This is a genomic window from Companilactobacillus bobalius (assembly GCF_009764355.1).
This window is the reverse complement of sequence record NZ_LNUA01000031.1, coordinates 342,647-366,195: the sequence shown is the minus strand read 5'-3', so window position 1 is coordinate 366,195 and position 23,549 is coordinate 342,647. Positions and strand designations below refer to the sequence as shown.

Sequence of the window (23,549 nt, the reverse complement as noted above, 5' to 3'; positions counted from 1 at the left end):
AAATATCATAATCAAATCAACGTTTTGAAACAACTAATATTTGAATTTTAAGCAAAAAAAGACACCCCATTGGGATGTCTAAGTAAATTTATACATTTATTATTTAACAACGTATGTATCTTGTACCCATTCGTTAGTAGCAACACGATAGTATGTGTGACCATTAAGAACTCTAGTTTGATCAGTTTGCCATGGTGTGTCATTACCTAAAGCACGGTTAGTAATTACTGAATATGTACCATCACTTTGTAAAGCAAGTAATTTTACATAAGGACTAGCACTATTTCTAACTGTAATAACACCCTTTTGAGTATCTTGTGAACTACCGTTTGTTTGAGCGTTACCATCATATTGTGTCAAATTGTATGTGGAAATGATGTTGTTCAAAGAAGATGCATAGTTAGGAGCTGTTGCATATCTACCTTGTAGCCATGCTGTTGCATCCTTATATGAGCTTGCATTTTCTTTCCATGTACCCTTGTAATAGCTAGAATTCCATGAAACACCATTACGAAGCTTGTCACCATTGTCTAAGAATGATTCGTAGTAACTAGGATACTTTCTGAAGTTAGCATAAATTGTATACCAACCCTTTGATGAACTGTATTCAGATGTAGGCATTGTTACAAAAGCACCATTATAGTCACCCTTAATACCAAACAAGTTATGACCTTGAGTAGCTAATGTTGAAGCACCCCAACCACTTTCAAGAATGGCTTGTGCCAACATTACTGACGCATAAAGGTTATATTTTGAAGCAGCTTTTTGAGCCATAGGAACGGCTTCATTTAAGAAAGCTTGTTGTTGTGAAGATGATAACCCTGAAGCAGCTTGAACAATTGCTGTTGCATTTGAAGCTGCATATGGTGATTCACTTGCTGATTGTACAATTGATGAGTTAGCAACAGTGGTATCAGCCTTTTTTACGTCAGAGCCAGCAATGACGTTTTCGTCGTTATTTTGTGATTTGTTATTTACTTGTTCTGTATTTGTGTCAGATGCTGTAGAATCTGCATCGGTTGTAGCAGCTGATACTACTGAAGGCGTAGCAGTTGCAGCCAATGTTCCAAGTACCAAGGCACTTGTAATTAGATTTTTTTTAGACATAGAATGTTTCCCCTTAATAAATAATCTAGTTATAGACTACTATTTACAAAATTTAGTTTCAATAAAACCCGGATTTTGTAACAAGAATTAAACATTCGAAAATAAATTGTAATTTTTTGTTACTTGACATTAAGAAATTCTTAAGAAATTTAAGATTTTTTTACATCAAATAACCCAATCACATCTTTTCCAAAAGAAATTGGATAACAAATTCCATAAAAATGAAATGTTTAATTGAATAAACCCATTGGTAGCCAAATTATTTTTTTAAAATGAAGAGCGTAATCCCCTGTTTTCACGCCATCCGGGCTTTTTTTGCACCTCCTTTATATGTGATTTTTTACACTACCATGAAAATTTTACAATAAAAAAAACCGCCATTCAGCGATTTCCTATAATTTTGAAGTTAACTTAACATTTGGATATTTGTTAGCAAACCAGTTTTCAGCAAACTTATTCTCAAATAAGAACAATGGTTTGTCATCCAAATCTTTCACTAACATATTTCTAGTTGATGACATTGAAGCATCTAGTTGTTCTGGATCTACCCAACGGGCAATTCTAGAACCAATTGGTTTCATAACAACGTCACAATTATACTCGTTCTTCATTCTAAATTGGAAGACTTCAAATTGAAGTTGTCCAACTGCACCTAAAATATAGTCATTAGTTGTATATTTCTTATAAAGTTGAACCGCACCTTCTTGAACCAATTGTTGCATCCCTTTGTGGAATGACTTTTGCTTCATAACATTCTTAGCTTGAACTTCCATGAACATTTCTGGTGTAAATTGAGGTAAGTCTTCAAATTGAACAGATTTTTTACCTTCATAAATCGTATCACCAATTTGGAAATTACCAGTATCATACAAACCAACAATATCACCGGCAACAGCAGTCTTAACTGTCTCTCTTTGATCAGACATGAACTCAGTTGCATTGTTCAAGCGCATTACTTTACCTGTACGATCCAAAGTTACATCCATTCCACGAACAAATTCACCTGAACAAATACGTACGAAAGCAATTCTATCACGATGATTAGGATTCATATTAGCTTGAATCTTAAAGACGAAACCAGAGAATGTTGGGTCATCAGGTTTTACGACTTCTTCACTATCTTGTTCCTTATGTTCGGCTGGAGCTGGCGCCATGTCCAAGAATGTGTTCAAGAAAGTTTCTACACCAAAGTTAGTCAAAGCTGAACCAAAGAAGACTGGTGTTTGATTACCTGCTAAAACTTTATCCAAGTCGAACTTGTTACCAGCTTCCTTAATCAAATCAACTTCACCTAATGCTTGTTCGTAGACACCCTCTTCTTCAATTGGATTGGATTCAGCCAATTGTCCTTTGTCATTCAAAGGTAGGAAACGGTCATCGCCATCTTTACGGTAAAGTTCCAAGCGATTATTACTAATATCGTATAATCCTTTTAATTCCTTACCCATACCGATAGGCCAGTTCATAGCACAACCTTCGATATTCAAAAGATCTTCCAATTCAGCAATCAAATCAAGTGGATCACGACCATCACGATCCAACTTATTCATAAATGTGAAAATAGGAATACCACGTTTTTTAACAACTTTAAATAATTTCTTTGTTTGTGGTTCAATACCTTTGGCAGAATCAATTACCATGACTGCAGCATCAACCGCCATCAATGTACGATAAGTATCTTCAGAGAAGTCCTCATGTCCTGGAGTATCCAAGATATTGATATCCTTATCGTGGTAATGAAATTGCATAACAGAACTGGTAACAGAAATACCACGTTTCTTTTCAATTTCCATCCAATCACTAGTTGCAAATTGACCGGATTTCTTAGCTTTAACTGTACCAGCTGAACGAATAACTCCACCAAAGTAAAGCATCTGTTCAGTAATAGTTGTTTTACCAGCATCCGGGTGAGAAATGATGGCAAAGGTTCTACGTTTATTTACTTCTTGTTCTAATTGTTTTTGATCCATATTTTATTAACACACAAAAATTTTGTGTACTTTATTCCTCCATACATACTTTGTAACTTAATTCTTCATCGAAAAAAAAGAAATACAGTTAGTATTTCTTTTTGAACATGTTTGAGGTAACTGTCTTCAATTTATTATCTGGTACAGTCACAATAACATTTTCAATTCTTGATCCATTCAACTCACCAGATGTAATCACTGTTCCATCTTTTAACTCAAATGACTTGGGATGCTTAGGATCAGGTATCTCACCAATATTCATGATTAGATAACCCGCAATCGTATCAACATCTTCTACTTGAATCTCTTCTTCAAATAGTTCATCGAAATCCTCAATTGTCATTAAACCAACAACAGAAAACTTATTGGCACCCAATCGTTGGAAATTCTTTGTTACAGGGTCATATTCATCATCAATTTCACCAACAATTTCTTCCAAAATGTCTTCAATCGTAGCTAAACCGACGATTCCCCCATACTCATCAACAACCATGGCAATTTGAGTCTGTGTACTACGCATTTTTAAAAGCAAGGCATCAATATTAGTTGCTTCCGGAACAAACAGTGGTTCCTTCATAATCGATTTTAAATTGATATTTTCAAAACCAATTTCTCGAGACTTCTTCAATAGATCCTTAATATGAACAATTCCGATAACATTATCCTTATCACCGCCATATAAAGGAATTCTTGAATATGGTTGTTCTAAGATTGCATCGATATTCTCATCAACTGGATTGTTGATATCAATCATAAAAGTATCCATTCTTGGTGTCATAATCTCTCTTGCCGTCTTATCACCAAAACGAATGATTCCCTGTAGCATCTGATACTCGTCAGAATTGATTGTTCCACTATTACGTGATTTACGTAAGGTAGCAATCATTTCATTTCTAGAAATAGGATCATCCTTTTGACTAAAATCAATTGGCGTAATCTTCGTCAACATATTGATTGTCTTATCCAATAACCAGACAAACGGACGTAAAATTTTACCAACAAATCTTATAAAAGGTTCAGTAAAACTGGCCACCTCATAGGGTTTTTGTAACGCTATTCTCTTCGGATACAATTCACCGAAAACTAAGGTAATAAACGATAAAATTATCGTTATAATAATAATTGAAATCTCGTGACTGCCTGGAAATTGACCAATCAAAGATTCTACCCTCGTACTTAAGGTAGTTGCCGCACTAGCTGATGACAAGAAGCCTGCTAAAGTAATCGCTACTTGAATCGTAGATAGGAACTTATTGGGATTATTAATCGCCTGTAATATTTTCTGAGCCCGTTTATTCTCATTCTTTGCTCTTTCCTCAACGGACGTCTTATTAACAGAAACTATCGCCATCTCGCCTGCTGCAAAAAAAGCATTTAATAATGTTAAAACTATTATTAAAATCAGCTGCCCGGAAAGCGACGCTCCAGAAGAGTCACCACTCATTTAACTCGCACTCACTTTCATTTGTAAACTTAAACATAAACAAAACAATTATAACAGGTGTTTATGTATTCAACAATAAACCTTTTTCATGTTAAAATAAGAACATTAGTATATAGGGAGTAATCAAAAATGTCTAATAAAAAAATTTCCATCATCTACCTATTCTTCTTCATCATCCCTTATGTTCTCTGTCTATCGATCATTGGGGTGTCATATAACTCATTAGTTCTCCACGCCTTGACTTGGAGAATCGTTGTTGGTGGAATCGTAGGAGCTTTTGGTATGTTTGCTGTTAAGGTAATCGCTCAACGTCCTGTTTTGATTATGTACCGTAGCTCAACTAGAAAAATTCTCAAAGATCTTTTACATTTCTTCGTGCTTGAGCGTAATAAAGTTGTCATTGGTGCAAATCTTTTTGTTGATTTTTGGCTATCGATGTTAAGTATTTACTTAATTGCTCGCTTCCTACCACTGAGTTTAATCCTCGGTCGAACAATGGGTTGGTTAGTCTTCCTGTTGATGATTTCATTGACCTTGGCTTCATATTTGGAATTCGAATCACTTTCAATTTATACAGAAAAAAAGAAATAATCCTTGACTAATTAATTTTTTAATTGTAAATTTGAGTCATCTTAATTGCAGGAGGAATTTGACATGTTGAATTTTAATCAAGAAAACATTAAATCATGTTGTTGTGTAGTAATTGACAAAAATTACTATACTTTTTCGACATGTCTAATACCACTCAATTGATAAACAAGTAGTGCAAACTGTAAATCAAGAGGAGCTGACATTAGTCGGCTCCTCTTTTTGTTTGCCAAACTTAGAAAGGAGACACTTGTGGAACCTATTAGAATTGGAATTTTAAACTTAATGCAAAATAAAATTGAAACTATGCACAATTTTCAGAAGGCTTTAGACCTTGATAACGTTGAATTGACATTTTACTATTCAGCCACTCGGTACGTTGATCGTGTACTTGATTCCGAAATAACAGATAATATGAGACCTTTAGATTTAGAAGAAATTAAGAATCTTGATGGTTTTATCATTAGTGGTAGTCCAGTTGAAAAATTAGATTTTCCTCAAGTTTCCTACTTTGATGAAATCAATGATTTGATTGACCAATTAAATCAGACTGACATTCCACAATTGTATGTCTGTTGGGGCGCCATGGCTGCCCTTAATCGTATATATAACATTCAAAAAAAACTTTTACCTCACAAGGTATTCGGAATTTTCCAAAATCAAATTTTGAAAGATTCTAAATATCTTGAAAATATCAGTGACAACTTTCCTGCACCTCACGCTCGTTATGCCGAAATGGATCACGAAGAGATGCAGAATAACCCTCACTTATCAATCAAAGCTATCAGTGAAAATGGTCTATTAACTTTAGCTGAAGCCGTCGATAAGAATCAAACTTTTATCTTTTCACATTTAGAATATCAAAAAGATGGTTTAGATAAAGAATATCGCCGTGAATTGGCCAGTCCCAAAGCAAAACAACCACTTCCCGCTTTGAATTACTATTCGCCATTAGATAAAAAGCCAACTTTTGCTTGGAAACAAACACAACTTAACTTTTATCATAATTGGCTTCAATCAGTTTCAGAATATAAATTAACTACTTGTTAAGGAGATTATCATTATGACAAAAATTGCTCAAAATATTACAGAACTTATTGGAAATACACCTATCGTTAAACTAAACAACGTCGTTCCTGAAGATGCCGCTGACGTTTACGTAAAATTAGAATTCTTCAATCCTGGTAGCTCTATCAAAGATAGAATTGCTCTTTCAATGATTGAAGCTGCTGAAAAAGCTGGCAAAATCAAACCTGGCGATACATTAGTTGAACCTACTTCAGGTAACACTGGTATTGGCTTATCACTAGTCGCCGCCGCTAAAGGTTACCATTTAATCATTACAATGCCTGAAACAATGAGTATCGAACGTCGTAAGTTGATGCAGGGATACGGCACTGAATTGATTTTGACACCTGGTAAAGATGGTATGGGTGGTGCTATTAAGAAAGCCACAGACCTATCTAAGGAAAATGGTTACTTCATGCCTATGCAATTCCAAAATCCTGCTAACCCGGCTATTCATGAAGCTACTACTGGTAAGGAAATCGTTGAAGCATTTGGTGACACTCCAGTTGATGGCTTTGTAGCTGGTGTTGGTACTGGCGGTACTCTTTCTGGTGTTAGTCATGCTCTAACTAAGAAATATCCTAATGTAAAAGTTTGGGCTCTTGAAGCTGCTGAGTCTCCTTTATTAAAGGAAGGAAAAACTGGTGCCCACAAAATTCAAGGTATCAGTGCTGGCTTCATCCCGGACACACTCGATAAGAATGCTTATTCAGATATAATGGAAGTAACTAGTGATCAAGCCATTAAGATGGCGCAAGAAGTTAGCCACAAGGAAGGCTTTTTACCAGGTATTTCTGCTGGTGCCAATATCTACGGAGCCATTCAAATTGCTAAGAAACTTGGCAAAGGTAAAACTGTCGTAACTGTTGCACCTGATAATGGTGAAAGATACCTATCAACTGATTTATTTAAGTTTTAAAAGTCATATCTTTTTTAAGTATTTTTATTTTATGAGAGAATAGAAAATGGTAATTTTCTATTAGAGGGGGATTTTTTTATAATGAAAAAGCGTATTGCTTTAATTTTAACAATGATTGCAGCCTTTGTTTTGGTTCTAACTGGTTGCTCAAACAAGAGCGCCAACAGTGATACTAAGACTGATGGTACTTTAACAATCGGTTTGGAAGGTACTTATGCACCTTACTCATACCGTGATAATGGTAAACTTAAGGGATTTGAAGTCGATCTTGGTAAAGCCATTGCTAAGAAACTTGATTTAAAGGCTAAATTTGTTCCAACAAAGTGGGATTCATTAATTGCTGGTTTAAACTCAAATACTTTTGATGTTGTTTTGAATAACGTGGCTGAAAACCCATCACGTGAGAAACATTACATCTTCTCAACACCTTACATTTACTCAAAATCAGTTATCATTACTAAAGATGGTACAGGTATTAATTCTGTAGATGATATTAAGGGTAAGAAGATTTCTGCCGGTACTGGTACTGATAATTACAACCATGCCGAAAAATTTGGTGCTAAGGTAGTTCCTGCTGCTGATTTCCAAACTGACATGTCAATGATCGATCAAGGACGTGTTGCTGGTGCTTTCAATTCTAAGGAAGCCTTCCTATATTGGAAAGAAAGCCATAAGAACACTGATTTGAAATACATCACTATTCCTAATAGCAAACTTAAACCATCAAAGATTGCTCCAATTTACAACAAGAAATCAACTCATCTACGTAACCGTGTAAATAAAGCTATCAAAGAACTATATAAAGACGGTACAATGAAGAAGCTTTCTAATAAGTACTTCGGTGAAGATATCACCAAAAAATAAATTTTAAAATTATCGAGGGGGTTATAAGTTCATGTGGCACACTATCATTACTTCATTACCAGCAATGATTTCTGCAATGTTGCAGTATACCATTCCGTTGGCCATTATTTCTTTTATCTTTGGCCTAATCTTAGCCGTATTAACAGCTTTAATTAAATTCATCCAACCGAGTGAAAATAAATTGATCAAATATCCTTGGTTAGTACTTCGTGCAATTGCTAACTTCTATGTTTGGTTATTCCGTTCCACTCCACTATTGGTTCAATTATTCATTATCTTCTTTGGTCTTCCAAGTGCTGGCGTTCAACTATCACCATTCATTGCTGCCGTAATTGGTTTCTCATTGAATACTGGGGCTTATGCCTCAGAGACTATTCGTTCAGCCTTGTTATCAGTTCCGCAAGATCAATGGGATGCAGCTTTTACATTGAATTTTACGACTAAGCAAACATTAATGAAGATTGTGTTGCCACAGGCTGTTAGAATTGCTCTACCACCACTATCCAATTCATTTATTGGTTTAGTGAAGGATACATCTCTTGCCAGTTCTATTACAATTTTGGAAATGTTCCAAGTCAGTCAACAAATTACTGCTAAAAACTTTCAACCATTATTGATGTACTCATTGGCCGCTTTCTTGTATGCTGTTGTCTGCTCGTTACTTACTTTATTGCAACATTATCTCGAACGGAGAACTTCAAAATACGTTAAAGGAAGTGAAGCCTAATGATTTCATTGAAGAATATTGTTAAAACTTATGGTAATAAACAAGTTCTTAAGAATCTTAGTGTTGACTTCCCTGATGGTAAAACAACTGTTATTCTGGGACCTTCTGGTTCTGGTAAATCAACACTATTAAGATCACTAGACCTTTTAGTTCGACCTGAAAGTGGAACTTTGAACTTCTCTGATCTGCAACTTGATTATTCTAAACCTGTTTCCAAAAAGCTTAGTTTCGATGTTCGTAAAAAAACTAGTATGGTTTTTCAAAATTGGAATCTCTTTCCTAATCTAACCGTACTCAAGAACATCACTACTGCTCCTGAAACAGTACTTGGTAAATCTAAGAAAGAAACCGAAGAACGTGCCCATAAGTTGCTTGCTCAAGTCGGTTTATCAGAATACGCTGACCGTTATCCAAGCCAACTATCTGGTGGTCAACAACAACGTATTTCAATTTGTCGTGCTTTAGCAATGGATCCTGAATACATTCTTTTGGACGAACCAACTAGTGCACTTGATCCAGAGTTGGAAACACAGGTTCTTTTGATTTTGGAAGAGCTAAGCAAAATGGGACAAGCAATGATTATTGTGACACACAACATGGAATTTGCTCGTTCAGTTGCTGATAAAATTGTCTTTGTTGAAGATGGTGACATCCTCTTCGACGGTTCAACCGATGAGTTCTTTAATCATCCCACAACACGAATCAAAGACTTTTTATCAGGTATTACATTTAACGAAGAAAAATAGTAATAACCCCTAACAAAAAGCAGCCAATAAAATGGCTGCTTTTTTGTTATGAATTATTTTACTTGTTCAACAAATTCAAACTTATTATTATCAAAAGTTAATTTAAGCACGGCACAGTTATGAAAGCTAATTTCTTTGGCAATTTTCTCCATCGAAAATAGTGACTGCATAAACATCAACATCACCGCTCCATGACAGACTACTAATGTATTTTCACCATCAGATACTTGTGCCATCGTTTCCTTAAGAGTCCTAATAACACGAGCCTGAAATTTTGTAGCCGACTCACCATTAAATTCAACGAAGAAGTCGCCATAAGATCCATCAGTATAGTAAGTTTTAGGCAAAAGTGTCTCACTCTCACCTTCAAAAATACCGAAGTCCCATTCTTTGACCCCCTTCAAACGTTGATAAGGTTGATCAGTTACTAATTCCAAAGTATCGGAAGCACGCTCCTGTGTTGACGAAAAGCAGTGATCAAAGTGCATTTGATGTTCTTCAAAAAATTGCTTTGCAGTTTTGGCATCCTCAATTCCCTTAGCTGTTAAAGGTGAATCACAAGCTCCCTGTGTTTTTTCTAGCTTATTAAAAAGCGTTTGACCATGGCGCATCAAATATAGTGTTTTCATCTCAATTTTTCTCCCCAAATCTGATATACGCCTAGGATACGCGACTTTTACTTTTAGAACTACAAAACCAAGACGAAAGTTTAAATTAATCTACCACATTGATTGTCTTAAGATATTTAAATTTGTCATCCGCAAATTCGAACTTCAAAACGGAACAATTTTTCATTTCTACGTGCTTGACGATTTCCTCTAGTGGAATCCAATTTTTCAAGAACAAATAGATTGATGCGCCATGTCCCACAACCAAAACATTTTGATTATCTTTACGATCCATAATTTCGGTTAAAACTCTTACCATCCGTATCTGCACGTCATCGGCCGAGTCCCCACCGTATGGAACAAAGGCATCGCCGACTGAACCAATTTTAGGATCATATTTAGGATTGAGTCGTTGGTTCTCACCCTCGAATAATCCAAAGTTCCATTCCCTCAAACCTTTTAAACGCTGATAAGGTTGGTCAGTTACTAACTCCAAAGTATCAGAAGCCCGTTCTTGAGTTGAAGAATAAGCATGATCAAATTCTATTTGGTTATCTTTAAAATATTGGTCAACTTTTTTGGCATCAGCAATTCCCTTCGAAGTTAAAGGTGAATCGCATACTCCTTGAATCTTACCTAAAGCATTAAATTGTGTCTGTCCGTGACGCATTAAGTATAAAGTTTTAGTCATTTTAATTCACTTCAATCGTTTTCTGATATTTGAAAATACCTTGATCATATTCAAATTCAATTACTGAACAATTAGTAATATGTGGCAGTCTTTCTGTGATCCACTTCAAAGTAAACATATGAATTGCTCCACCATGACTGACAGCTAGGATATTTTGACCGTCATCGGCTTGTTCCATAATATCGGTTAATGTTTGATTAACTCTAGTTTGTACTTCACTAGCAGCTTCTCCTTGATAAGGTACAAAGAAATCGCCATACGAACCAACCTTAGGATCAGGTTTAGGATTAAGCTTTTCACTTTCACCCTCAAAGACGCCAAAATTCCATTCCTTTAATCCCTTGAGGCGTTGATATGGTTGATCAGTTACTAATTCCAAAGTGTCAGATGCTCGTTCCTGGGTTGATGAATAGGCATGATCAAAAGTTAATTGATGTTCTTTGAAATATTGGCCAACCTTTTTGGCATCGTTAATACCTTTCTGAGTTAGTGGCGAATCGCAGGCTCCTTGAATCTTATGTAACTCATTGAATTGAGTTTGCCCATGGCGCATCAAATAAAGTTTTTTTGTCATGCTATTTCTCCTTTAACAAATTAATAAAATTATCGCGATAAATTCCATTTCTTTGAATGTCAGAAATATTCATTTCATCAATTGCCTGCATAATCTCCTGGGTTGCTCCATTAGGCATCACTGCGAAAGGTGCATCCGTTCCAAAGACTAGGTGTTTTGGACCATAAAAATCCAGTGCCAATTCCAAGGCTTTGGAATTACCTAAAATTGCTGTATCAACATAAAACTTTTTAAAATCCTCATAATACTTAGGCAAAGTATATTTAATCCGACCGGCAAAAAACGGAACCATTGCTCCAGCATGATGAACAATTATCTTCAAATTGGGATACTTTTCAAAATAATCAGCTAAAACCAGTTGATACATTGCCTGTGTTAATTCGTATTCCCAACTGAAAGTCAAATTGTTATCTGGTTTTCTACCATCAAATACAGGATGCAACCAAATCGGCACATTTAACTCAGCAGCCGTTTTGAATACTATTTCAAATTCTGGATCAGCAATCGATTTTCCTAAAGCTCTTGTAAAAAGCTGAATTCCCACTAAAGACGGATTTTGTGAGACTTGTTGAATGATTTTAACAGCTTCGTCTAAATTGTTCATGGGTACCATTGCCACGACTGACTCAAAAATATCAGTATTAGCTTTTTGAATCTGTATCATTTCATCGTTAGCATCCCCGCACATTTGAGCAGACTTTTCTCCATCAAAATAATCTTCAGGATTCAAATTAACATTTGAAATAATTTGTTTAACATCCTGAGGAAAGTTTTGATGACGTAATTTTAAATCAGTCAAAGAGGAAATCTGCAAAAAAAGATTGTCCTCAATAATACTGGGGACATCTTTCTTAATACTTTTCAACAGATTGGTTGGCAAAACGTGTGCAAAAATATCTAATTTTTGATTCATAATTTTTCCACCTTTCCTATTAATTATTAACGTGTAAAATCATTTTCTTCTTTAGTAAAAGCACCAACCAACTTATGTGGCAAATATGGTGCTTTCATATATTTAACATCTTCATTATCCAATTTAACATTCAAAGCATCAACCGAACTAGCCAAATGATCCGGATTAGTTGCGCCTATAATTGGAGCCACAACCTGTTTCTTTTGCAATAGCCAAGCAATAGCAACTTGAGCCATCGTAACATGATGTTTAGCAGCCACTTCTGAAACTCGTTTAACGATTTCCATATCATTTTGTTCCGCATTATCATATTTACTTTCAGCTACTTTATCAGTTTGTGCTCGCTTAGTTCCACCATTCCAAGTTGGACGTGTTAAATGTCCGGAAGCTAAAGGACTATAGGGAGTTACTGCAATATTTTCATCCTCACAAAGTGGCAACATTTCTCGCTCTTCTTCACGGTACAAGAGATTTAGATGATCTTGCATCGATACAAATTCGGTCCAATTATGTTCTCTTGCAACAGCTTGGGCTCTTTCAAATTGCCAAGAATACATAGCTGAAGCTCCAATATATCTAGCTTTACCTGATTTAACTATGTCATGCAAAGCTTCCATTGTTTCTTCGATTGGAGTGTTGTAGTCCCAACGATGAATGATATACAAATCAACATAATCCATATCTAAACGTTTCAAACTTTTATCAATTTGAGTCATGATAGCCTTACGTGATAATCCATGTTGATTAGGTTTATCAGATTGACTGAAGAATACCTTCGTAGCAACTACAACCTCATCACGATTAGCATACTTTTTCAGTGCTTTTCCTAAAAATTCTTCACTGTCACCATAAGAATAAATGTTAGCTGTATCAAAGAAATTGATTCCCAAATCCAAGGCCTTTTTAACTACTTGTTCACTTTTATCATAATCGACAGCCCAAGGAAAAACGCCTGTTTCCGGACGTCCAAAGCCCATGGTTCCCAAACAAATTCGTGAAACGTCTAATCCAGTGTTACCTAGTTTGCGATAATCCAAAACTAAAACTTCCTCTCATTTATTTCATGACGCAAGTAATCGATTCGTTCCAACTGTTTTTCTTGCAAATGAATCTCGTCTAACTTCGACTTACGTTTCTTTGTTAAAAAATCAATTCGTGTTTGCTTAGAATTAGGTGTTTCTAATAGCAAACGCATATACTGCTCAACTTCTTTATTACTGAAGCCGACATCGTGCAAAGCCATGATTGTACTTAGACGCTCCAGATCCTGATTATCATATTGCCATTCACCCATCACGTATTTGACAACATTGCATAATCCCCAAGATTCATATTCATCAAGAACTTCAACCGGAATCCGATATTTTTGACTAACTTCTTTTTTGTTCATAATTAATCTTTCCTACAAAAAAATAGACATCCCTTAACGGAACATCTATATTATCAAACCACTTATATGAAATGTATAATGCTTATTTTTCATCATCTGAAATACCTTCTAGGTATTCCTTAGCAAAATCAATAAAAGCCGACACATTACGAGCCGTTATTTGATCAGCTTTCCAAGCCAAGACAGAATTATAAGTTAAAGCCGGTTTCAAAGGAATAAACTTCATTCCTTCATAATGAGCATCCAACTTCAGACACAAGACACTACCCAGACCAGCTCTAGCCATAATCACCGCATTGTAGAGCAAATTGTAATTAGCAGCAACGTGAATTTTCTTCAAATCACTCCCAAACCAATAATTCAATTCACTTTCCATCGGTCTGCTTTTAGATAAAATCAATGTCTGATTTCTCAAATCTTTTGACTCTATGTAATCAAATTTAGCCAACGATGAATCGACTGGTGTCATAACACCCCACTGTTCAACTGGATGCATTCTAGCAAAATCATATTTTTCAGTGCTGACAGGTTCAATCAATAGACCTAAATCCAGTAGTCCTTGTTCGATTCCCCATTTAGTATCCTTAGAGTTACCACTTTGAATTTTGAAAGTTACTAGTGGATATTGCTGACGAAATGCAGTCATAATCTGAGCCAATTCATTCATACTTCGAAGTTCACCACCGCCAATAGAAATTTCACCAGCAATCTCAGCTTTGTCTTCAGACATTTCTGTTTTGATTTTGTCGCTTAGTTGACGCATCTCTTCAGCCCGACGTCTCAACAATAAGCCATCTTCGGTTAAAGTTATTTTGTGACTTTGACGAACAAACAGTTTTGTTCCCAATTCTTCTTCCAAAGCTGCAATCTGCCGTGAAAGTGTTGGTTGGCTAACATGCAACAAATTAGCTGCTCTAGTAATATTCTCTTCACGCGCAATCATCAAAAAATAATTTAAAACACGTAGCTCCATTATCTTATCCTCCCGAATACTAAAAAAGACCACCTATAGGTGATCTTACTAGGATATAGCAATCCTAATGGTGTGACAGTTCCTCATATCTTTGCATCCAAAGATCAACATAGGCCTGTGAAAATGGGCCTTTCTTCTTATCGATCCAATCAATTAAAACGTCGACATTATAATGTAAAATTGTATCTATTTCTGGTGGATAATTCCACATTTTACTGTGTGCCGCATACTCGTCTACATCGAGTAGTCTTTTTTCTCCATCCGGAAAAACCTTAACATCTAAATCATAATCAATATATTTAATGGCTTCTTTATCTAAGGCAAACGGTGTTGCTAGATTGCAATAATAGGACACTCCACTATTCCGAATCATAGTAACGATGTTGAACCAGTACTTTCTATGAAAATAGACTAATGCTGGCTCTCTAGTTACCCAACGACGTCCGTCTGCTTCTGTGACAAGAGTATTCTCATTACAACCGATAATCTCATTCTCACTTGTCTTTAGCACCATTGTTTCACGCCAAGTACGATGTAAATGACCATCATGCTTATAACTCTGGATTGCTACGTAATCCCCTTCTCTAGGAACTTGCATAACTTACCCAGCTTTCTAAACCTAAATCTTATCCAAAAAAAGTATAACAGAGCTGTGAAACGATTGAAAGATAAACAGTTAATTGTTAGCGTCTAAAACACGCTTGATCTCATCGTAATGGTAGCCTTTAGTCATTAAATAATTAATCAATTTAGCTTGCGTATCATAACGATGCTGAACTTTTTCAATCATTTTCTTTAATTTATCAAGTTCCTCATCTTCATCGACTTCTAAATCTAATTTCTTAATAGCTTCGTTAGTAATCTCACTATTAAAACCCTTTTGATATAAACTCTGACGAATCTTTGTCAGCATTTGTTGGAATGAGGCTCGTTTTTGTTTTCGAGCTTGTTTCTTAGCAAATTCAATAGCATTCTCCAATAGAACATCCTGATCAATATCAAATAAACTATCCTGAATGATATTGTCCGGCACACCCTTTTGAAACAATTTTTGCTCAATTATCTTAGGTCCATTAGCGGTCATCCGTAATTGATCGGTGATAAAACTCTTAGCATAACTAGCATCATCCAAATAATGTAGATTACGCAACTTTTCAAGTGTGAATTCGACAGCATCTTTGTGATATTCCTTCTTATATAGATACTCTTTGATTTCTTTTTCTGTTCGCAATTGGTAACTCAAATAATTAACTGCATCACCATAAGCCTTATTTACATTCTCTCGATGTTCAATCTCCGCAACTTGTTGATCGGTCAATTCTACATCTTTCATCAGACGAAATTCGATCAAAGTAGTCTCCGCTACAGGAAAAGCATACTTGCCATCAAGATAGATATTGTAACGTCCCTTACGTTTCTGGGCCTGAATTTTCGTAACTTTTGCCAAAATATTATTACCTCACATGTTATACTCAAGTGTAAGTTTATCGCAAAAACATTCAAAGGAAAAATTATGGATACAAATATAACTCAAGAACTAAAAGTTGGTGACAAATTTCCACTAACTATCAAACGAATCGGTATAAATGGCGAAGGCATCGGTTTTTTCAAGCATGTCATCGTCTTTGTACCAAAAGCTGTTCCCGAAGATGTCATCGTCTGTGAAGTCACTGATGTGCACCCTCGTTTTCTAAATGGCCGTATTCACAAAATCAGACAAGCTAGTCGCTTCAGAAATCCTGAGACACCTGCCTTAGCTGACAAAGTTGGTGGTTTGGATTTTGCTCATATTAAATATGAAGACCAATTAAAATTTAAGGCCGATATTCTCCGTGAATCACTCGAAAAATACAAACCTTACGCTTATGAAAAATACAACATTCGTCCAACTGTAGCCTCAGTTCAACAAGAAAAATATCGTAACAAAGCTCAATTCCCTATTCAAGAGATAGATGGCGAAATCCGTTGTGGACTTTACAAAACAGGCACACAAGAATTAGTTGATTTAACTGAAATGCCAACACAAATGGATCTAACTATGTCGGCCATGCGCAAGATTGTTGAAATCATTAAAGACTTGGAAATCCCCGTTTTCAATCCTAAACAAAAATCAGGAATCCTCAGCATGATTGTCATTCGTGAATCAGTTGAATTTAACCAACTTCAAGTTACCTTCATTACTCGTTCACCAAAATTTATCAAAGAACGACAATTAATTGAACGTATTCAAGAAGAAATTCCTGAAGTTAGTTCAATTTCTCAAAATATTAATAAGGAAGATCAAGGTGCCGTTTGGGGTGATGAAACTAAATTACTCTGGGGTGACGAATATCTCCAAGAAGATATCAATGGCTATATTTTCAACTTTTCACCACGTGCCTTTCTACAATTAAATTCACTTCAAACTGATAAATTGTATGACCTTGTTAACCAAGCACTAGAACCAACTCAAAGAGATATCCTTCTAGATGCATATTGTGGAGTTGGAACAATCGGTATTACTATGTCAGAGACCGTTAAGCATATTTACGGAATTGAAATTATTCCCGAAGCTATCGAAGACGCCAAAGCAAATGCCAAATTAAATGAAGTAGAAAATGCTGACTACTACGTCGGATCAACTTACAAAATCTATCCAGAATTATTAAAAGATGGCATCAACGTCAACTCAATTGTCGTAGATCCACCAAGAACCGGACTAGAAGGCAGCATGATCACAACACTAAATCGCAACCCAGTTGATAAGTTAGTTTACGTTTCATGTAACCCATCAACCTTAGCTAAAGATTTAGTAAGATTAGCGGAACGCTATAAAGTCGTTTATTTACAACCAGTAGATATGTTCCCACAAACACCACACGTTGAAACAGTCGTTAAACTAGTAAAAAGATAGAGAGTGGAACAGAGGCGGTCAGCTCACGAGGATTTGCCTAAGTATCAGAATTGCACAGGAATCTGGCCTACATAGCTCGTTTCCACTATTTTACATAGAACCATGGTTATTTAAAACCTAACAAAAGAGATGAACTATTCATGGAAGAAAATGAATACGATGATAAAAGTTTCTTTGAAGCCTACAGTAAATTTCCACGTTCTGTTGAAGGCTTAAAAGCTGCTGGAGAATGGCCAACCTTTCAAAAAATGCTACCCGATTTTCACGACAAAAGAGTTCTAGATATCGGTTGTGGCTTTGGCTGGCATGATATTTATGCAGCACAAAATGGAGCAAAATCAGTTTTAGGAATCGATCTATCTGAGAACATGCTCAAAGTGGCTCAGGAAAAGAATCATTACGACAACGTTCATTACCAAAAAATGGCAATGGAAGATATCGACTTTCCCGAAAATAGTTTCGATATCGTTATCAGTTCCCTAGCCTTGCATTACACTCCAGATTTCAATCTTATTTGTCAAAAAGTTAGACACAGCTTATCCCCAAATGGAGCATTCGTCTTCTCTGTTGAACATCCCATCTTCACAGCCTATGGCAACCAGGAATGGTTTTATGATGAGAACGGAGAAATAGCCTGCTGGCCTGTCGATCACTACTTTGAAGAAGGCAAACGAGAAGCTGATTTCTTAAACCACAAAGTTGTTAAATATCACAAGACTTTAACGACTTATGTAAATACACTGTTACAAAATGGATTTACACTAAAAGGCTTAGAAGAACCCACGCCACCAAAACATTTGTTAGATATTCCTGGAATGAAGGATGAGTTTAGAAGACCAATGATGCTGATAATCTCAGCAAAGAGAGCGGAGTAGGTCCACTTTTCACTATTTCAGATAGAACTATGGTTATTAAATATCACTACAAACAAAAATACGTTAAACGGAGTAAAATCAAACTCGATTTAACGTATTTTTTTATAACAAATTTCAGGAGGATCCTATCATGCCAACAACAGGAGTTTTTAATATTATAACAATCGATAAACTAATCCTCTTAGTAAAAAGAAATGATGTACCCTTTTGGGATTTGCCTGGAGGAACTTTAGAAAAAGATGAAGACTACCTTACCTGTCTAAAAAGAGAAGCTTTTGAAGAAACCGGTTTGTTCGTTTCTCCCACTAAAAAAGTTGGAACCTTCTATAACAAGCAACAAAATGACCAACAAATAGTTTATTGTAGCCAAATTGTCGGAGGAGAATTAATCATAAGTGGGCCTGAAACAAATGAATTAAAATTCTTTTCAATCTACAAATTGCCACTCAACCTCATTCCACATCGTAGAATGCAGATCAAATTGGCACTCAAAAATTTACCTCCACTTCAACAAAACATCCGAGATAATTTTCTCGTTCAATTATTTAAACATCAAAAAAAGTCGTAGACCTCACATCTACGGCTTTTTCTATACAGTAGTTTCACCAGTAATCAACTTAACAGGCAAAACATAATTATCTTCTAATTCACAATCATGATCATCAATACGTTTTAACAACAAGTCGATCATCACCATCACAATATCTGAGATTGGCTGCATAACTGTTGTCAATTCAGGATGATAAGACTGAACAAAATTCGTCCCATCATATCCAACAAGCTTCACATCTTCAGGGACCCTCATCCCCAAAGCCTTAGCTTGTTGCATAACTAATAGGGCCGTCAAATCGTCAGTACAGAAGATTCCATCAACTTCTCGCTTAGACAATAATTCTTTGATCTTCAATCCTTTAATATTAGGCGTGGCAGAAAAACTGATTTCCATTATATCGAAATCCAAATCACTCTTCGCTAATTCATCTTTAAAGCCAGTCAATCTCGCATTGGTTGGACTATTAGGACGATTAGCACCCGTAATAATTTGTAATTTTTTACTACCTGACCTCATTAAAGTCTGGGCGGCAAGTTGACCACCATGATAATTATCGGAACTAACTATTGGAATTTCATCTGATAAATAACGATCAAACGAAATAATTGGTAATCCCACCTTTTGGTATTCCTCAATCCCCAAATTGTGCGATCCAGCAATAATTCCATCAACACGGTTAGCCATCAACATTCTTAAATAGTCTCGTTCTTTTTCGGCATCACTACCTGCATTGCAAAGAATGATTCGAAAACCCTTTTTGAACAATTGATCTTCAATTTCTTGCACCATTTGTCCAAAGAAAGGATTACTGACACCGGGTAAAATAACCCCAATCAATTGGGTCTTCTTCCCCTTCAATGATCTTGCCAAACTATTGGGTTGGTAATTGAGTTCTCTCATAGCTTCAAAAACCTTTGTTTTAGTCTTTTCCGACAGTGAGCCATAGTTATTAATAACTCGTGAAACTGTTGTCGCTGAAACACCCGCTAATTTTGCAATATCATCTAATGTCGCCATAATCTACCTCATTAATAAATCTTGTCTAAACTAACTTTTTTCACTTCAATATTTTCTGATTCCACCAAGAACTGTTTACCCTGTGGAAAAATCCGACCGGTGATAACTTTTTGTCCACCGTTAACGTATAATTCAAAAACTGTATTATCTAGATACAAATCGGCCTGAATTTCTTTACCAGCACTAACTTTAGTACTTCTTGTCGTACCAAAATCAGTCGCAAAAGGAACTCCAGCATTTGTGCGATCAACTAATATCTTACCATTAGTTGTATCAAGAATAATTTGTAATTCTTCATTAAGTTCCGTCTTAAGTGTTATCGATCCAACTAAGTTTGCTCCCAGTTTGAATGATAACTTGGCTTGAGGCGTAATTTCCTTTGAGTTAAGTGTTTCCTTAACTAACTGATTATTTTCGACTACTGGTATTTGGTACAAATGATTATCTTTGATCTTCAGTTCTTTGATCAAGCTGAAACAGTTAGCCCAGCCTTCTTTATCCGAAGGATAAGTAGTATCTGGAAGACCAATCCAACTGACTGTTAAAGCTCGTCCATCTGGAGCATTGAATCCATGTGTAGCGTAAACATCAAAACCCTCATCTAAGTTTTCGATTGCACTTGGATTAATAAAACTAAATGTCCCCCAGTCAAAGTCCTCACCGATGACTACAGCGTTGGGATAGACATTCGAGTATTGTAACACATCTTGTTCAATTCCTTGCGGACAAAACATCAAAACTGGACGATTATCAACAAATAGTAAATTAGGACATTCAATCATGTAACCACAATTCTCGTCAGTGAACTTCAATTCTGTTTTGTATGACCAAGGACCGGTGACTTCAGAGGCTTGATATACCAAGACATGCCCTGTGTCATCAGCTCGACGCCCACCAATTAAACAATAGTAAGTATTTTCATGTTTAATAATCTGAGGATCACGAAAATGATCTGTATAACCTGGTTTAGGATTTTCAATCAATGGTGTAGAAATTTTTTTGATTTGATTATCCTTACCCATCCAAGCACCATCTTGTTTAGGATGACGTACCCAATTTTTATCACGGACGTTACCGGTATACATCATAAATAACTTGTCATCTACAGGGATTGCCGAACCAGAGTAAGCACCGTGACTATCTTGAGCATCCCCTGGCAACAAAGCTGGTCCGTGATCTTGCCAATGAACTAAATCATTTGAAGTTAAATGAGCCCAACTCTTTAGTCCATGTACGGCACCATAAGGAAATGATTGATAAAACAAATGCCACTGATTATTAAAATAAGAGAATCCATTAGGGTCATTTAAAAGACCAGTTGACGGTTGAATATGATACCCCAAACGCCAATGTGATTGAGCAATCTTCTGTTCGATATCAATTAACTCCTGATCTGACCATTCTTGATATGGCTTATATCTCAATGCAGTTGTCCATTTTGTAATCATAATTTTGACCCATACTTTCTTTGATAATGGCTTCATTGTAACTTATTTTGTTTAAAATTGTCAATCGTATAACATTTACATTTATTTATGTATAGCAGTATATTAATCGCTTACAAAAATATAAAGCAATTATGAATTGCTAAACGTTTGACAATTTATAAAAACCATGTATTATTAAAGTATCGAAACGCTTACATATATTTTAGGAGGAAATTACTATGAATCATGAACAAGTTGCGGATCGAGTACTGAAATATGTGGGACGTGATAATTTAATTGCGGCGGCTCACTGTGCGACTCGATTAAGATTAGTTGTTAAAGATGAAAAGAAAATCGATCAAAAGGGATTAGATACCGATGACGATGTCAAAGGTACTTTCAGTATCAATGGTCAATATCAAATCATCATTGGGCCTGGTGATGTCGACAAAGTTTATGACTTCTTAATTCAAAAGACAGGTCTTAAAACAGTAACCCCTGATGACCTTAAGAATTTAGCCACTAATGGCAAAAAGGCCAATCCCATCATGGCCTTTGTTAAACTTCTTTCCGATATTTTTGTTCCATTAATTCCAGCCCTTGTTGCTGGTGGTTTGTTGATGGCTTTGAATAACGTCTTAACATCCCCTAACCTCTTTGGTGCTCAATCAGTTGTTCAAATGTATCCTGGAATGAAAGGTGTTGCTGAATTAATTAATCTTTTGGCTTCAGCTCCATTCACTTTCATGCCTGTATTAATTGGTTTCTCAGCTACTAAACGTTTTGGCGGTAATCCTTATCTTGGTGCAGCTATTGGTATGGCAATGGTTATGCCCGCTTTGGTCAACGGCTACGATGTTGCTAACGTTATGGCTGCTGGCAAGATGACTTATTGGAATGTCTTTGGTTTAAAAGTTGCTCAAGCCGGATATCAAGGTCAAGTTTTACCAGTTCTAGCAGTTGCTTGGATCTTAGCTACTATTGAAAAATGGCTACATAAGCATATGCCCGCAACTTTAGACTTTATCTTTACCCCACTACTTGCGGTAATCGTAACTGGTCTACTAACATTTATCGGTGTTGGACCTATCATGAGAATTGTCTCCGATGGTTTAACTAACGGTATCGTTTGGATGTATAACGCAACTGGATTCGTTGGTACTGCTATCTTTGGTACCTTTTACTCACCTATCGTTATTACCGGACTTCATCAAAGTTTCCCTGCTATCGAAACACAATTACTGACTAACATTGCTAAAACCGGTGGAGATTTCTTCTTCCCAATCGCTTCTATGGCCAATGCGGCTCAAGGTGCTGCCTGTCTAGCTGTCTTCTTCCTTTCTAAAGACAAGAAACAAAAAGGTTTGGCATCATCAGCTGGATTGTCAGCTCTATTAGGTATCACAGAACCAGCTATCTTCGGTGTTAACTTGAAATTACGTTACCCATTCATCTGTGCCATGATTGCTTCCGGAATTGCCTCTATCTTTATTGGTATCTTCCATGTTCTATCTAGTGCTTTAGGTGCCGCTGGTATCATCGGATTCATTTCTTTCCCACCTAAGTATTACCTACCATTCTTCATCAGTATCTTAATCAGTATTGCTTTAGGTTTTACTCTTACATATCTTTACGGAATCAAGTTCGACAAAGTAACAACTGCTAAACCAGTTGAAAAAGCCGATAATGATACTGTTGCTGTAGCTGATGAACTAATTGCCGCTCCCGTATCTGGTGAATTGATTCAATTAAAAGATGTTAATGATCAAGTCTTCTCCGCTGAAATTATGGGTAAAGGTGCTGCCATCAAACCCACTGATAACAATGTTTACGCTGTAGCCGATGGAACAGTTACCGTTGCTTATGCTACAAAACATGCTTACGGCATTAAGACCAATGATGGTGCCGAAGTTCTTATTCATTTAGGAATCGACACCGTTGATCTTAAAGGACAATACTTCACATCTAACGTTAAACAAGGCGATACTGTTAAAAAAGGTGATTTGCTTGGTACCTTTGATATTGAAAAAATCCAAACAGCTGGTTATGATCCCACAGTTATGATTGTCGTAACCAACACAATGTCCTACGGCGACGTGGATAAATTGAATAAAACAGACGTCAAATCTGGCGATGACATCGTAGCTTTGACAGAATTAGCTGCAAATTATTCCGCTGCCGCAAATGTTTAACCCTTCATGA

24 protein-coding genes are annotated in these 23,549 nt (G+C 36.1%); 10 read left to right on the top strand and 14 right to left on the bottom strand.

Going from position 1 to position 23,549, the window contains the following annotated elements; genetic code table 11:
* Positions 1-99 precede the first annotated feature (99 nt).
* The 3 genes from ATN92_RS19305 to ATN92_RS06240 all read right to left on the bottom strand — a co-directional run bounded on the left by ATN92_RS19305 (position 100) and on the right by ATN92_RS06240 (position 4,521).
* Positions 100-1,107, bottom strand: coding sequence for a glycoside hydrolase family 73 protein (locus ATN92_RS19305; protein ID WP_056953792.1), 1,008 nt, complete (start codon positions 1,105-1,107; stop codon positions 100-102).
* Between the two features lie 392 nt (positions 1,108-1,499).
* Positions 1,500-3,077, bottom strand: coding sequence for a peptide chain release factor 3 (locus tag ATN92_RS06245; protein ID WP_056953790.1), 1,578 nt, complete (start codon positions 3,075-3,077; stop codon positions 1,500-1,502).
* An 88-nt stretch (positions 3,078-3,165) separates the two neighbouring features.
* On the bottom strand, positions 3,166-4,521 hold the full coding sequence (locus tag ATN92_RS06240; RefSeq protein ID WP_056953788.1) for a hemolysin family protein: 1,356 nt from the start codon (positions 4,519-4,521) through the stop codon (positions 3,166-3,168).
* Positions 4,522-4,650: 129 nt separating this feature from the next.
* Here ATN92_RS06240 and ATN92_RS06235 point away from each other — a divergent pair, with 129 nt between their 5' ends.
* From ATN92_RS06235 to ATN92_RS06210, 6 genes are all read left to right on the top strand, one after another.
* Positions 4,651-5,112: a hypothetical protein gene (locus tag ATN92_RS06235; protein ID WP_056953787.1), complete on the top strand. Its 462-nt coding sequence runs from the start codon at positions 4,651-4,653 to the stop codon at positions 5,110-5,112.
* Positions 5,113-5,361: 249 nt separating this feature from the next.
* Positions 5,362-6,159, top strand: a complete 798-nt coding sequence (locus ATN92_RS06230; RefSeq protein ID WP_056953785.1) for a homoserine O-acetyltransferase/O-succinyltransferase family protein — start codon at positions 5,362-5,364, stop codon at positions 6,157-6,159.
* A gap of 13 nt (positions 6,160-6,172) precedes the next feature.
* Positions 6,173-7,096, top strand: coding sequence for a cysteine synthase A (gene cysK / locus ATN92_RS06225; protein ID WP_056953783.1), 924 nt, complete (start codon positions 6,173-6,175; stop codon positions 7,094-7,096).
* 81 nt (positions 7,097-7,177) lie between these two features.
* Positions 7,178-7,960 (top strand): transporter substrate-binding domain-containing protein, encoded by a 783-nt coding sequence (locus tag ATN92_RS06220; RefSeq protein WP_056953780.1) that lies wholly within the window; start codon positions 7,178-7,180, stop codon positions 7,958-7,960.
* A 31-nt stretch (positions 7,961-7,991) separates the two neighbouring features.
* Positions 7,992-8,687, top strand: coding sequence for an amino acid ABC transporter permease (locus ATN92_RS06215; RefSeq protein WP_025084707.1), 696 nt, complete (start codon positions 7,992-7,994; stop codon positions 8,685-8,687).
* Positions 8,687-9,433: an amino acid ABC transporter ATP-binding protein gene (locus ATN92_RS06210; RefSeq protein ID WP_056953778.1), complete on the top strand. Its 747-nt coding sequence runs from the start codon at positions 8,687-8,689 to the stop codon at positions 9,431-9,433. The genes ATN92_RS06215 and ATN92_RS06210 overlap by 1 nt, the downstream gene beginning before the upstream one ends.
* Positions 9,434-9,486: 53 nt before the next feature.
* On the opposite strand, the gene ATN92_RS06205 is transcribed toward ATN92_RS06210, so the two are convergent.
* The 9 genes from ATN92_RS06205 to recX all read right to left on the bottom strand — a co-directional run bounded on the left by ATN92_RS06205 (position 9,487) and on the right by recX (position 16,029).
* Complete coding sequence (locus tag ATN92_RS06205; protein WP_056953776.1) at positions 9,487-10,062, bottom strand: histidine phosphatase family protein; 576 nt, start codon at positions 10,060-10,062, stop codon at positions 9,487-9,489.
* Positions 10,063-10,147: 85 nt separating this feature from the next.
* On the bottom strand, positions 10,148-10,732 hold the full coding sequence (locus tag ATN92_RS06200; RefSeq protein WP_056953774.1) for a histidine phosphatase family protein: 585 nt from the start codon (positions 10,730-10,732) through the stop codon (positions 10,148-10,150).
* 1 nt (position 10,733) lies between these two features.
* A complete protein-coding gene (locus ATN92_RS06195) occupies positions 10,734-11,306 on the bottom strand; it encodes a histidine phosphatase family protein (RefSeq protein WP_056953772.1) in 573 nt (190 codons plus the stop codon).
* 1 nt (position 11,307) lies between these two features.
* Positions 11,308-12,219, bottom strand: a complete 912-nt coding sequence (locus ATN92_RS06190; protein WP_056953770.1) for an amidohydrolase family protein — start codon at positions 12,217-12,219, stop codon at positions 11,308-11,310.
* A 26-nt stretch (positions 12,220-12,245) separates the two neighbouring features.
* Positions 12,246-13,256 carry an aldo/keto reductase gene (locus tag ATN92_RS06185; RefSeq protein ID WP_056953768.1) on the bottom strand — a complete coding sequence of 337 codons (1,011 nt, stop codon included), beginning with the start codon at positions 13,254-13,256 and terminating at the stop codon, positions 12,246-12,248.
* Between the two features lie 2 nt (positions 13,257-13,258).
* Entirely contained in the window at positions 13,259-13,609 is a 351-nt protein-coding gene (locus ATN92_RS06180; RefSeq protein WP_056953766.1) for a MerR family transcriptional regulator, read from the bottom strand.
* 82 nt (positions 13,610-13,691) lie between these two features.
* Positions 13,692-14,582 (bottom strand): LysR family transcriptional regulator, encoded by an 891-nt coding sequence (locus tag ATN92_RS06175; RefSeq protein WP_056953764.1) that lies wholly within the window; start codon positions 14,580-14,582, stop codon positions 13,692-13,694.
* Between the two features lie 64 nt (positions 14,583-14,646).
* Entirely contained in the window at positions 14,647-15,180 is a 534-nt protein-coding gene (ntdP, locus tag ATN92_RS06170) for a nucleoside tri-diphosphate phosphatase (RefSeq protein ID WP_054643218.1), read from the bottom strand.
* Positions 15,181-15,258: 78 nt separating this feature from the next.
* Positions 15,259-16,029 carry a recombination regulator RecX gene (recX, locus tag ATN92_RS06165; RefSeq protein ID WP_056953762.1) on the bottom strand — a complete coding sequence of 257 codons (771 nt, stop codon included), beginning with the start codon at positions 16,027-16,029 and terminating at the stop codon, positions 15,259-15,261.
* 66 nt (positions 16,030-16,095) lie between these two features.
* On the opposite strand from recX, the gene rlmD reads away from it, so the two are divergent.
* The 3 genes from rlmD to ATN92_RS06150 all read left to right on the top strand — a co-directional run bounded on the left by rlmD (position 16,096) and on the right by ATN92_RS06150 (position 18,918).
* Positions 16,096-17,475, top strand: a complete 1,380-nt coding sequence (rlmD, locus tag ATN92_RS06160; RefSeq protein ID WP_056953760.1) for a 23S rRNA (uracil(1939)-C(5))-methyltransferase RlmD — start codon at positions 16,096-16,098, stop codon at positions 17,473-17,475.
* 140 nt (positions 17,476-17,615) lie between these two features.
* Positions 17,616-18,350: a class I SAM-dependent methyltransferase gene (locus tag ATN92_RS06155; protein ID WP_056953758.1), complete on the top strand. Its 735-nt coding sequence runs from the start codon at positions 17,616-17,618 to the stop codon at positions 18,348-18,350.
* A 130-nt stretch (positions 18,351-18,480) separates the two neighbouring features.
* The gene (locus ATN92_RS06150) at positions 18,481-18,918 is read left to right on the top strand and encodes an NUDIX hydrolase (protein ID WP_056953756.1); all 438 of its coding nucleotides are present in this window, start codon (positions 18,481-18,483) and stop codon (positions 18,916-18,918) included.
* 21 nt (positions 18,919-18,939) lie between these two features.
* Here the strand turns inward: ATN92_RS06150 and ATN92_RS06145 are convergent, their stop codons facing one another.
* Positions 18,940-19,923 carry a LacI family DNA-binding transcriptional regulator gene (locus ATN92_RS06145; protein WP_179207687.1) on the bottom strand — a complete coding sequence of 328 codons (984 nt, stop codon included), beginning with the start codon at positions 19,921-19,923 and terminating at the stop codon, positions 18,940-18,942.
* A gap of 8 nt (positions 19,924-19,931) precedes the next feature.
* On the bottom strand, positions 19,932-21,368 hold the full coding sequence (locus ATN92_RS06140) for a sucrose-6-phosphate hydrolase (protein ID WP_056953752.1): 1,437 nt from the start codon (positions 21,366-21,368) through the stop codon (positions 19,932-19,934).
* Positions 21,369-21,586: 218 nt separating this feature from the next.
* Between ATN92_RS06140 and ATN92_RS06135 the strand changes: the two genes are divergently transcribed.
* Positions 21,587-23,539, top strand: a complete 1,953-nt coding sequence (locus tag ATN92_RS06135; RefSeq protein WP_056953750.1) for a sucrose-specific PTS transporter subunit IIBC — start codon at positions 21,587-21,589, stop codon at positions 23,537-23,539.
* Positions 23,540-23,549: the final 10 nt, after the last annotated feature.